This is a genomic window from Parabacteroides sp. AF17-28 (genome assembly GCF_003479205.1).
Taxonomy (GTDB): domain Bacteria; phylum Bacteroidota; class Bacteroidia; order Bacteroidales; family Tannerellaceae; genus Parabacteroides; species Parabacteroides acidifaciens.
Genome location: NZ_QUGV01000002.1, coordinates 89,188 through 101,725 on the forward strand (window position 1 = coordinate 89,188; position 12,538 = coordinate 101,725).

General features: G+C 50.4%; 7 protein-coding genes. 6 read left to right on the forward strand and 1 reads right to left on the reverse strand.

Annotated features, from left to right (window positions below):
- The first annotated feature begins 10 nt into the window (after window positions 1-10).
- The 4 genes from DWW90_RS01850 to DWW90_RS01865 all read left to right on the forward strand — a co-directional run bounded on the left by DWW90_RS01850 (window position 11) and on the right by DWW90_RS01865 (window position 8,902).
- On the forward strand, window positions 11-1,849 hold the full coding sequence (locus DWW90_RS01850; RefSeq protein ID WP_122343783.1) for a RagB/SusD family nutrient uptake outer membrane protein: 1,839 nt from the start codon (window positions 11-13) through the stop codon (window positions 1,847-1,849).
- Between the two features lie 125 nt (window positions 1,850-1,974).
- Window positions 1,975-3,975 carry an FAD-dependent oxidoreductase gene (locus DWW90_RS01855; RefSeq protein WP_122343784.1) on the forward strand — a complete coding sequence of 667 codons (2,001 nt, stop codon included), beginning with the start codon at window positions 1,975-1,977 and terminating at the stop codon, window positions 3,973-3,975.
- Between the two features lie 51 nt (window positions 3,976-4,026).
- The gene (locus tag DWW90_RS01860) at window positions 4,027-7,032 is read left to right on the forward strand and encodes an FAD-dependent oxidoreductase (protein ID WP_122343785.1); all 3,006 of its coding nucleotides are present in this window, start codon (window positions 4,027-4,029) and stop codon (window positions 7,030-7,032) included.
- Window positions 7,033-7,039: 7 nt separating this feature from the next.
- On the forward strand, window positions 7,040-8,902 hold the full coding sequence (locus DWW90_RS01865; protein ID WP_122343786.1) for an FAD-dependent oxidoreductase: 1,863 nt from the start codon (window positions 7,040-7,042) through the stop codon (window positions 8,900-8,902).
- A 78-nt stretch (window positions 8,903-8,980) separates the two neighbouring features.
- Here DWW90_RS01865 and DWW90_RS01870 read toward each other — a convergent pair whose 3' ends face one another.
- A complete protein-coding gene (locus tag DWW90_RS01870; RefSeq protein ID WP_122343787.1) occupies window positions 8,981-10,954 on the reverse strand; it encodes a family 20 glycosylhydrolase in 1,974 nt (657 codons plus the stop codon).
- A gap of 87 nt (window positions 10,955-11,041) precedes the next feature.
- On the opposite strand from DWW90_RS01870, the gene DWW90_RS01875 reads away from it, so the two are divergent.
- Both DWW90_RS01875 and DWW90_RS01880 read left to right on the forward strand, forming a co-directional pair.
- A complete protein-coding gene (locus tag DWW90_RS01875) occupies window positions 11,042-11,767 on the forward strand; it encodes a ThiF family adenylyltransferase (RefSeq protein WP_122331440.1) in 726 nt (241 codons plus the stop codon).
- A gap of 93 nt (window positions 11,768-11,860) precedes the next feature.
- A complete protein-coding gene (locus tag DWW90_RS01880) occupies window positions 11,861-12,517 on the forward strand; it encodes an ABC transporter ATP-binding protein (protein ID WP_115498371.1) in 657 nt (218 codons plus the stop codon).
- Window positions 12,518-12,538: the final 21 nt, after the last annotated feature.

Genomic DNA, 12,538 nt, shown 5'->3' on the forward strand with positions numbered 1-12,538 from the left:
GAATCCTGTTATGAACAAAATAAATAAATATCTATTAACCGGAATAATAGCACTGGGCATGACCGCCTGTGCCGACCTGGACCTGAATCCACTATCGGAGGGTTCGAGCGAGAATTGGTATCACGACGAAACTGAGATAGAAATGGCTCTCAATGATTTGTGGAGACCTGACTTCTTTCCAATCGACGTAATCTATTGGGATGACGATTTGTTAAACCGCAATGGGTCCAACGAAATCACGTTAGGAACAGTGACTTCTCAATGGGGAACTGCATCAAGCCGTTGGACCTCATTATATAAATCTATCGCTCGTGCCACAAAAGTAATCAACGCATTGGATAACGGAACAGCAGACGGACTAAGCGAAAGCAAAATCAATCAATACAAGGGAGAAGCCTATTTCATGTTAGGATTTGCCTATGGCGAGCTAACAACCTACTATGGCGATTGTGTATTAAACAAAGGCATGACTCTGGATGAAGCCTATCAGGCTGTCCGTTCGCCCAAAAGTGAAGTGTTAGCTTATGCTTACGAGTGCTTGGACAAGGCTGCCGAGTATTTGCCGGATTCCTATAAAGCTCAACAACGACCGACTAAAGGAGCTGCCTTAGGTTTTAAAGCCCGTTTCGCACTCTTTCACGAAGATTGGCAAACAGCAGTGGATGCATCAGAAAAATGTATGCAACTGGGTGTTTACAAATTACACGACAACTATGGAGAAATGTTCAAATCCAACAGTTCACCTGAATTCATGTTCTATTTTAAAGGAGATTTAACTTTAAAGAAAGGATACAGTTTCATGTCGAACGTTCGAGACTTTGTCATTCGTAAAGTCGGCGGTCATTGCAACCAAAGTCCGTCATTGGAATTGTTCTGTTCTTATACTTGTACGGACGGACGGCCTATCGATCAATCTCCACTCTATAATCCAAAGGATCCGTTTGCCAATCGCGACCCGCGTCTGGCAATGACCATCCAACCATTCAAAACAAAGTATTCTTCTGACTATGCAGATTATGAAGCATCCAAAAAAGATGGTACATTCCCTGAAAAATATCCGGACTACATCACATTGGGTTATGAATTCAACCCCAGTCCGTATGCAAACACAGTCTATGAAGTGTCTTCTGGCAAAATGGTAGTCAACACCGACTCGAAAGCAGCAAACCAGCATTCGGCTTACAATGGATTGATCATCCGCAAATTCGTAAAAGATGATTGGAAAGATTTCAACAATTTCGGCTTAGTGGCAGACAACTGTTTCCCATATTTGCGTTATGCAGAAGTCTTAATGACCTACATCGAAGCAAAAAATGAGATGGGACAATGTACGCAAGACGACTTGGACAAAACCATCAACCTGGTACGCGAACGTGCTTATCGGGAATCCGGTATCGCCTACCCGCGCGTAGAAATGGCTTCACAGGAAGCTTTACGCAAGGTCATACGCATGGAACGCCGTTCGGAATTCACATTCGAAGGAGTACGCTATCGTGACCTGTTGCGTTGGCGCATCGCTGAAAAATCGCATAACAAATCGATGTACTACCTATCCCGTGCCTGGTCCAATTCCGCCAATTGGAATGGTTTAACCGGCAGTGAATCGAATATTGAGTTGTCTCAAGATTTCATCGCATTGTTGAAAAACTGGGACGAAGGTAACTACCCCATCGGTGGCATACCGACGATCGATAAAGACGGTCTGCCCGACCTCTCTCCGATGGAAACAGCCGGATATATCACCACATTTTATAAGATGTCTTTCGATGCGAAAAAAGACTATCTGTGGCCCATCCCTGCCAACGATATTTTGGTCAACAGTAACCTGACGCAAAACAACGGGTATTGATCCTCTGATAATCGAGGCCTCGATTTTGACAATCCAAAGGTGAAAGCCTATAATCGAGGCCTCGAAAATGCCATTTCAACGTTGAAAACCCATAATCGAGGCCTCGATTAATAAATATCGCTTTTATGAAGTATAAACTATTCCTTCTTATTCTATGTATATCCTTGTTCTCCTGCCATTCGGAAAAACAAGAAAACATATCTTCTATCAAGGAAGTTGACATTTGTATTTATGGTGGAACCTCGGCAGGCGTTGTAGCCGCCTATTCCGCTAAAAAGATGGGGAAATCCGTTCTCTTGATAGAACCGGGCAAATATCTGGGTGGAATGACTACTGGTGGATTAGGTGCTACCGATATTGGAAACAAATATGCAGTTACGGGATTGGCACGCCTGTTCTATCGCCGCATCGGAGAACATTACAACAAGTTTGAACAATGGACATTCCCTCCCAGTGTAGCTACTGCCACTATGATGCGCTTTGTGAAAGATGCGGATTTAGATGTGTTATATTATCGCCGTATCACAGGGGCGTCCGTACAAAACAAAAGAATAGAGGCTATTACATTGGAAGATTCGCAACAACCGGATGAGAAAACACGCATTAAAATCCGGGCCAAACAATTTATCGATTGCTCATATGAAGGCGACCTCATGGCAAAAGCCGGCGTTTCTTACTTTACGGGACGCGAAGGGAATGATGAATATGATGAAACACTCAATGGCGTTCAAATGTCTGTCTGGCACCAGTTCCCGGACGGAGTGGATCCTTACCTGAAAGAAGGAGATCCGAACAGTGGCCTCTGTTGGGGAATCCAGCCTAACACATTGCAAGAACGGGGCAGCGGAGATAAACTTATACAAGCTTACAACTTCCGTTTATGCCTGACTGACAACAAAGAGAACCAACGGCCGTTTGAAAAGCCGGGGAATTACGATCCTGCTAAATATGAGTTATTGGCACGCGCTATCCGCAAAATGGACCTGCATATAGACAACTACCTGTTATTTAACTGGGGAGTCATGCCGGAGAATAAATACGATGTAAACAACCGGGGACCCTTGTCAACAGATATGATCGGAATGAACTATGATTATCCGGACGGTGATTACGCAACCCGGGAAAGGATCTGGCAAGAACATGTTGACTATACAAAAGGACTTCTTTATTTCCTCACACATGACGAGCGGGTTCCGCTTGAACTTCGCGACCAAGTCTCCCGCTTCGGATGGGCGAAAGATGAATTTGTCGATAATGACAACTTCCCGACCCAGCTGTATGTGCGTGAAGCGCGCCGTTTGAACGGGGAATATATCATGACGCAAAAGAACTGCCAGGGAGAGGAAACAGTAGGCGATGCGATCGGGATGGCAGCCTACGGAATGGACTCGCACAACTGTCAGCGTATCGTTACAAACGGCATGGTGAAAAACGAAGGAGACGTGGAATATCACGGTTTTCCGCCTTATCCCATCTCGTATAAAAGCATTACGCCTAAACGTGAGGAATGCACCAATCTACTGGTTCCCGTATGTGTATCTTCCACCCATATTGCTTTCGGTTCGATCCGGATGGAGCCGGTATTTATGGTATTGGGGCAGTCGGCAGCCGTTGCATCCGCATTAGCCATCGACGACAATACGGATGTGCAAACAGTCGATGTAACCAAATTGCGCCGGATATTGAAAGAGAATCCGTATCTGGACGGCTCCACACCGGAAATACAGGTCGATGACAGCGAAATTGATAAAGTAAGCAGCGCAGGCGGTTGGCGAAAGAGCTTCGGCCCCCATTATAAAAACAGTTACTTCTGGTCCGCAAACTCAAAGAACAATTGCTCCTTTACCTTTATGCCCGTCATTAAAAAAGCAGGCACATACGAAGTTTTCTTCTACTGCACGGCTCTTGCCGACCAGCAAATGCCGGAGGTCATGGCCTTCGATATAGCATGCAAAGAAGGGATCAAGCAGGTGGAAATATCTCCCAAATCCTATAAAGGCTCATGGGTGAGCTTAGGTGCATACGCTTTTGACAAGGGTGACAGGTTATCTTCTGTCACAATCGACGGCCATCGCTCAAAAGGTGCATTATTTGCCGATGCAATTATATTAGTTCCTAAAAAATAAAATCCTTATCTTTATGGCTTCTCATAAAGACCTTTATAAAAAGAAAATACCATGATTACACGACGTGATTTTTTAAAAGTAACGGCAGCCGGAGGAGCATTAGCTTCGTTAGGTAGCGTGACGGAAGCGAAAGCGACGATGCAGGCAGTGGTTCCTGATGACGGATTCTGCCATGAAACGCAACGGGAGATTCCTGTCATTGCCGATGTCGACTTGGTCGTGGCCGGAGGAAGTTCCCGCGCAGTCGCAGCAGCAGTCGCAGCAGCCAAAACCGGCTGCAAGGTCTATCTGATCGGCTATATGCCTTATTTGGGCGATGATATATGCGGCTCATTTCTTTATGACCGCCAAAAAGACGAAACACCCCAGACCGCTCTTGCCCGCAAACTTTTTGAAGAGGTCAAATCATTCAGGCCTTTGCATTACAAGACAGTGCTGGAGAACGAACTAATCGATAACAATGTTGATTTCCTGTACAGCAGTTACGTTACCAACCTGCTGGTAGACGAAAAAGGGAAACCGGCAGGCGTCGTCATTGCCAATCGCTCCGGCAGACAGGCAATCCGTTGCAAAGGGATTATCGACGCGACCCATAATGCTTCCGTTGCCCGAATGTCGGATATCCAGGTTAAAAACGCAGGGCAAGGGGCTGTCGAATTTAACTATACAGTCGTAGGTAACGGAAAAAAAGAATCGGCAAACATCACCCATGCAGAAGTCTTGCCGCTGCCGGTCCTGTCCGGCGGGAAAGAATATCCGGTGACACGATACACCTTCCTGATGCCATTGAAGAACGACTCCTACGCCGCTTTAATGGAGATCGAACAAACGGTGAGAACCCAGACTTGGGACCCGGACCAGGTAGACAGCTCAGATTTGCTATGGTATATTCCCCAGCAGGTCATTACCAGCAAAAAAGCATGTAACGAAGTATCGGGAAGCATCAGGCAACTCCCGATCGAGGCATTCCAAGCCGAAAAGTATCCGAACCTTTGGATATTAGGTCCTTGTGCCGAGCTTCCGAGAGAAAGCATGAAAACCGTTATGCGTCCGATCAATGCCGTATTTTTAGGCGAACTCTTGGGAGAAGAAATCGGATTCCGGACCCAACTTCTTTCCATGCCCGCCCAGACAATCGTATATCAAAAGAAAGTAAACGCCTCCGACTATGGACAAATCGGGGAAGTCCTCCAGCCTCTCCGCCCCCTTCTTCATAAGAATACCGTCAACTCGCCTGCCGGAGCATTACCCGTATTGGGTGAATATGACGTTGTCGTCCTCGGAGGGGGAACGGCAGGAGCTGCCGCAGGTATCTCGGCTGCCCGGCAAGGGGTCAGTACACTGGTACTTGAATATCTGCATGGGTTAGGCGGAATGGGGACAATGGGGCTGATCGGCTGTTACTGGGACGGCTTCAGGGAAGGTTTCACGGCAACCATCGATAACGGTGTACACGAAATGGCACCGGAAAACCATCCGCGCCAACAAAAAGACTGGAAGAACCGGGCGGTGTCCGACTGGAAAATGGAATGGTACCGGAAAGAGCTCCTGAAAGCAAACGGGCAACTCTGGTTCGGCGTACTCGGATGCGGCGCATTGGTCGAGAACAATCAGGTAAAAGGGCTTGTCGTGGCAACTCCTTTCGGCCGGGGCGTTATCCGGTCAAAAGTATTGATCGACAGTACCGGAAGTGCAGATATCGCCATTGCGGCCGGAGCGCCGTTCGACTACACCGGCAAAAAGACACTTGCCGTCCAGGGAGCCGGAGCCGGTAAACGCGATCCGGGCGACTCCTACAATAACAACGACTGGTTGTTTATCGACGATACAGACATCTTGGACGTGTCACGCACCTTCATCCAAGCCAAAGTGAAGATGAAAGGCCACTACGATATCGTCAAGGTTCCGCAGACACGCGAACGCCGGCGAGTAGTGGGCGAACATATCATCTCGGTCTACGACGTGCTGAACCACCGCCGTTATCCGGACACCATCTCATTCCACCAAAGTTCTTTCGATACGCACGGAATGATTGTAGATCCTTACTTCCTTCTCTCCCCACCTATGAAGCGGCACATGATCTACGATGCCGATGTCCCGCTCCGCAGCCTCCTGCCCAAAGGACTGGAAGGTATTCTGACAACAGGGTTGGGAGCCAGTGCACACCGTGACGCGATGCCGGTTATCCGGATGCAACCCTGCCTGCAAAACCAGGGCTATGCAGTAGGTTACCTGTCCGCACAATGTATAAAAGAAAATAAAGCACTCCGCAAAATAGACATCAGGAAGATACAAAAACACCTGGTCTGGATCGGCAACCTGCCTGAACGTGTCCTGACCGACAAGGAGTTCAAGGGCTTCAGTAACTCCGACATGCAAAAGGCCGCCCAATCGGTTTCAGACAACTACAAAGGGCTGGAAGTTCTCTTCTCCGACCCGGAACGTTGCCGGAAGCTAATTGACAAACAATTCAGCCAGACAAGCCAGTCGGACGAAAAAGCAATCCTCGCCAGCATCCTATGCATGCTGGGAGACAAGAAAGCCGCACCAGCCCTGGAAGAAGCGATCCGCCAGTACAAGAACTGGGATCAAGGCTGGCATTACACGGGTATGCACCAGTTCGGCATGAGCCTAAGCCATCTCGACGCCCTGATCACGGCGCTTGGAAAAACAGGAGAGGCATCCGCTTTGCCAACCCTCTTGAATAAAGCTGGGCAGTTGACCCCGGAAGACTGTTTCTCACACTTCCGTGCCATTGCTATGGCCACGGAGTCTATCGGTAACCGGGACGCCGTTCCCGTATTGGCAAAGATGCTGACCACTCCCGGCGTCCGTTTCCATGCCATACAGTCTTATAAAGAGGCGCAAAGTAGTGTTGTTCCGGGAGATATCGATACCTCCACCCGTAACCGTGCACTAAAGGAACTGCATCTGGCAAGAGCCCTTTACTTATGCGGAGACGAAAACGATATCGGTAAAACGATATTGGAACAATATGCCAACGGCCTGCAAGGTCATTACGCCCGTTATGCATACGAAGTATTAAACAGTAAATAAACGATTTATGAAAAAGAAAGCGATCCTACTCTCCTTCCTGTTAGGTTGTACGAGCCTGTTTGCCCAATCCTCCTACGACCTCGTCATCGTAGGCGGGAATCCGGGGGGAATCATGGCTGCCATTTCGGCCGCCCGTATGGGTAAAAAGTCTGTGATCCTCGAACGGACCCGCTATGTCGGAGGGCTTCCCGCCAACGGACTGGGGGCGACAGACATTGCAACCCGCGACGCGACGACCGGACTGTTCCGGGAGTTTGTCGACGGAGTCCGGCAATACTATGTCGACACCTACGGCCCGAACTCCGAACAGGTGAAGATGTGCAGCGACGGATACCACTTCGAGCCATCTGTCGGCGCCCGTATCTTCCAAAAGATGCTGGACGGGCAGAAAGACAAAATCACCGTCCTCACCATGCGCCAGTTCGATGCGGAAGATGAAAACATCATCATGCACGACAACCGCATCGAACGGATTCGTATCCTGAACCGCGAAACCGGGAAGATGGAAGAATACAGCGGAGACGTCTTCCTCGATGCCACCTACGAAGGTGATCTCGGAGCTGCCGCCGGAGTGCCCTTCCGTACAGGCCGCGAAGGACAAGACGAGTTTGGCGAGCCGGGTGCCGGACGCGTCTACAAATACTGGGGCGGACCGGAAGGCGATGGCAGCACGTTCCAACGGGACAATGCCGTCCAGTCCTACAACTACCGCCTCTGTCTGACTAACAACCCGTCGAATCGCATTGCCTTTGCCAAGCCTGCCCGTTACAACCGGGAAGACTATGCCTCCATCGTGGAAGACGTCTGGACCGGACGTAACACCGATGCCGCCATGCAGCGCGTCACCGACGAGATGATGGAAGCGAACCGCCGGCATATCAAAGCCGGTAACCCGTCCCAACTTCCGGGCGACAAATGGGGCATTGCCAAAATCACCAATATCGTCCACGTCCCGAACATGAAGACAGACGCCAACAACCAGCACGGCGTCTTCGTCTCCACCGACCTGCCGGAAGAAAACTGGCCCTGGCCGACCTCTTCCTGGGAATGGCGCGACAAGTTTGCACAGCGTCTGCGCGAATATACGGAAGGGCTCTTCTGGTTTGCCCAGAACGACCCCGAACTGCCCGCCCACTTCCGCAAAGCCGCTAAAGAATGGGGACTTTCAAAGGATGAATATACAGACAACGGGCATTTCCCACGCCAGGTCTACGTACGTGAAGGCCGCCGCTTCGAAGGGATGTATTTCTTCACCGCCAACGATGCCGTCCCGGTGACGATCGGCAGCCGTCCGCCCATACACGAAAGCAGCATAACAGCCAGCCACTATGCACTCGATTCGCACGCGGTACGAAAAAGAGAGACGGGACGTATCCATCTGGACGGTTTCATCAGCTACCCGTCCGCCGTTTATACTGTTCCTTATGGCGTGATGGTGCCTAAAGAGGTGGACAACCTGCTGTTGCCCGTTCCCGTTTCAGGTTCGCATATCGGATTCTCCACTCTGCGCATGGAGCCTTGTTGGATGGCAATGGGACAGGCTGCAGGCATTGCTTCCGCCCTGTCGATAGACGAGAAGGTGAAGGTGCAGAACATCGATCTTTCCGCCCTCCAGGACAACCTGGTCAACCAGAAAGCGACGCTGATGTATTTCAAAGATGTGGATTACACCGATCCCCACTTCCGCATGGTTCAATACCTGGGCCTCCGCGGTTACCTTCCCGAATGGAACGCCCGCTTGCAGGAGCCGATCGATGCAGCCACACTAACCGCCTGGAAGCGATTGAGCGGTCTCGACCTGACAGGCTTCGAAGCCGGCAAGACGACAAGACTCACTGTCCTGGAAAACATCTACCGGGAGATTAAGTAAAAGCAACGATATTCGTCAACCCCGGCCGGTCATCAGCACAAACCGCTCTGTCCGGTCTGGGTTCTCGACCTCGTAAGCTTACATCTCCGGCTTGCAATAGTTCAGCACTTCCACATTACGGATCGAACTCTTGAAACTTCCCGCTTTCTCCAATGGGAAGACCAGCGTACGGACGTAGTTCATCGAGTCCTTGCCGGCATTGAAGTAACGCTTTTGGATATTCAGATCTTCCTTTAGCTTGCCGTCGATATAAAGGCGGGTAGACTTTTCGTCACCGGTAATCGTGACGGTTGCAGTCTCTTCGGGATAGAACTGGTAATTGAACGTGTTCAGATAGCCGTCACGGGCAAAGCCTAATTTACCGGAAGCCGGATCGGAGAGATAAAAGACTGCGTCCGGCGAGCGGAACAGCTCTGTCCCCTTTTCCTCAAGAGCCGCTTTGATGTCAAAAGAAACGGTGTAATGGTAACCAATCTCCTTCAACCCTGTCGCCATTCCCGGAGTCAGTGTTTCGAGGTTATAGACGGCACGCGGTTCGGTACCGATACGGCCGGCTACGTTCACGCCCGGAGCTTCACTGATTGACCGGCGGGCGCTGTTGAAGTCTTCATAAGGAGTCGTGCAATCTTTTCCGGTCCACATCTTGACCGCTAACGTTTGCATAGCAGGAAAGACGCGATAGTGGATATCCTTCGTGCTGATCCCGTTGCCGGCATGGTCGTTCCAGACGGCAAACATGCCGCCTTTGATCTGCTTATGTTTTTCGGGGAACACCTCTTTCCCGATATGGGCGGGCGTCCATTCCTTATACAGCATTTCGGTGTTCAGATAGTCGTAATAGTAGCCTGCTGCCGGGACGATATACAGATAGCCGTCGGGGATACTGATCAGGTCATAGCCTTGCTTGATCATCTCCTTCGGGTCGGCATAGCCGTTATACCAGGCGCTCATCAGCACGTCTTGGGATTTGACGGGCGTATCGCCTTTCGCATGCGTCAAAGCTCCCCAGACACAGGCCTGCTTGCCGAAGCTTTCGACAAAGCGGATATAATGGTCGGTGAAGGCGCGGAACTTCTCGACCACATCCTGTTTCTTATTCGAATATTCGTCCGTACCGATATGTACACGCTTGCCGGCAAAGACGGGATTGCGTCCTTCTAAGTATTCACGGAAGAGGGCGTCGACGAACTCGTATGTTTCCGGTTTGAACAGGTCGAGGTGATCCATGCCGTACTCTTCACTGCCAATCTCCGGCTTATACTGCGTCAGGGCAAGGGAATGAGCCGGAACGTCTATCTCCGGAATAATCTCCACACCTAAGCTATCGGCCAGTTGTTGCAAGGCGATAAACTCCTTCTTCGTATAGAATCCGTCGCGGGCGGTCAGGCCGGGGAAGGTTTCGCATTCCAGGCGGAAAGCGGAATAGGTCTTGTTCCAGTCGTGATTGTAGTATTGCTTGAAGGCATTATCGTTCAGGTGGATCTGAAAAGTGTTCATCTTGTAGTAAGCCATCATCTTCACATAATCGCGCAGCATGCTTATCGGGATGAACTTACGGCCGCAATCCATCATAAAGCCGCGGATGGCATAGTCGGGATAATCGCGCGCCGTACCTTTGGGCAACGCCTGGCCGGCCTCTTGTTCGGACATCTGGAGCAAGGTGCGGGTAGCCCAGTAAAGCCCTTTGCTCTTGGGAGCGGCCACGGTGACACGATCAGTGATCTTCAGGTTGTAGCCTTCTTCACCCAAGCGGCTGTCGGAAGAGAGAGTGAGGACGAAGTCACCCGCCGATGCACCGCCCTGTACGACCTTCATCTGCCGGCCGAACATCAGCTCGTAGTCTTCGGCAAACTGCGTGGCGACACGGGCTACAGCCGGGTCTTTACCGGTGTAGACAATACGGGAGGTTGCCGCCGGGGTAAACATTCCCTGGCTCCCTCTCCACTCCTGAAGTTCAGGGATAACGAACGGTTTTTTGTTGTTAGCGGCGTCTGCCTTTCCGGGCAATAATAACAAGGCTGCAGAGAGCAGCCAATAAAGTTGTATCTTCATAGGTATTTGAATTAAAATGTGACAAAGATATATAAAAGAACGGACGTTTCTGATTGATTTATTACTTTTGCAACCAAAATCTTTCTAATGAGTTACAATTGGAACACGCGGACGGAACTTTTGTTAGGCGCCGACCGGATGGAACAGCTTGCACATAGCCATGTATTGGTCGTCGGATTAGGGGGCGTCGGCGCTTATGCCGCCGAACAGATATGCCGGGCTGGAATCGGGCACATGACGATTGTCGATGCCGACACCGTGAACGAGAGCAACATCAACCGGCAACTTCCGGCCTTGCATTCCACATTAGGGATGCCGAAAGCCGAAGTCATGGCCCGTCGTTTGTTGGATATCAACCCGCGTCTGAAGCTGACCGTTATCAACGAATTCCTGCGTGACGAAAGGACGGAAGAGGTGCTTTCCGCCACCCGATACGATTTCATTGTCGACGCGATCGATTCCCTCAGCCCGAAAGTATTCCTCCTGTATCATGCTCACAGGAAAGGGATTCCGGTCGTCTCTTCCATGGGGGCGGGAGCCAAGACAGACCCGTCGCAAGTCCGGATTGCAGACATATCGAAAACCTGCAACTGCGCCCTGGCAAAAGCCGTACGCAAACGGTTGCGCGGACTGGGCCTGAACAAGGGGATTCCGGTTGTTTTCTCCACAGAGATTGCGAATCCGGATGCCGTCGTAGAGGTCGAAGGCGAACAGTGCAAACGCACGACCACCGGAACTGTCTCGTATATGCCGGCGATATTCGGCTGCTATCTATCCTCATTTGTCATCCGCCAACTGGCAAATAACGAATGAGGATAATGGACAATTGACAATGAACAATTGACAATTATTTGTCATTCCGTCCAATTGTCAATTGTCAATTATCAATTGTCAATTAATAAAGGTATGATAAAGACAGAAGGAATAACCAAGAGCTTCGGCTCCCTGCAAGTACTGAAAGGCATCGACCTGACGATAGGCGAAGGCGAGGTTGTCGCCATTGTCGGCCCGAGCGGAGCAGGCAAAACAACCTTGCTGCAGATTGTCGGGACATTGGATGCGCCCGATAGCGGCAAACTATATATCAACGGGACGGAAACCGTACGTCTTTCGGAAGAAAAGCTGGCGGCTTTCCGGAACAAGAACATCGGCTTTGTCTTCCAGTTCCACCAGCTTCTGCCGGAATTCACAGCTTTAGAAAACGTGATGATCCCCGCCCTTATCGCCCGCGAAAAGCCGGCTGTGGCAGAAAAAAGAGCTAAAGAGATACTGGACTTCATGAGCTTGGCCGACCGGATGTCGCATAAACCGAACGAGCTGTCAGGCGGCGAGAAACAGCGCGTAGCCGTAGCCCGTGCTCTGATCAACAATCCGTCCGTCATCCTCGCTGACGAACCCTCGGGCAGCTTAGACACCCGCAACAAAGAGGAATTGCACAAGCTATTCTTCGACCTGCGCGACCAGATGCACCAGACCTTCGTCATCGTCACGCACGACGAACAACTGGCAAACGACACGGACCGCGTAATCCACATCAAAGACGGCGTAATTCATAATTCATAATTCACAATTCATAATTCAACT

Excerpts from the sequence above, each read along its gene's own strand:
- DWW90_RS01850 (WP_122343783.1), top strand. The coding sequence starts at position 11 with ATGAACAAAATAAATAAATATCTATTAACCGGAATAATAGCACTGGGC.
- DWW90_RS01855 (WP_122343784.1), top strand. The coding sequence starts at position 1,975 with ATGAAGTATAAACTATTCCTTCTTATTCTATGTATATCCTTGTTCTCC.
- DWW90_RS01860 (WP_122343785.1), top strand. The coding sequence starts at position 4,027 with ATGATTACACGACGTGATTTTTTAAAAGTAACGGCAGCCGGAGGAGCA.
- DWW90_RS01865 (WP_122343786.1), top strand. The coding sequence starts at position 7,040 with ATGAAAAAGAAAGCGATCCTACTCTCCTTCCTGTTAGGTTGTACGAGC.
- DWW90_RS01870 (WP_122343787.1), bottom strand. The coding sequence starts at position 10,954 with ATGAAGATACAACTTTATTGGCTGCTCTCTGCAGCCTTGTTATTATTG.
- DWW90_RS01875 (WP_122331440.1), top strand. The coding sequence starts at position 11,042 with ATGAGTTACAATTGGAACACGCGGACGGAACTTTTGTTAGGCGCCGAC.
- DWW90_RS01880 (WP_115498371.1), top strand. The coding sequence starts at position 11,861 with ATGATAAAGACAGAAGGAATAACCAAGAGCTTCGGCTCCCTGCAAGTA.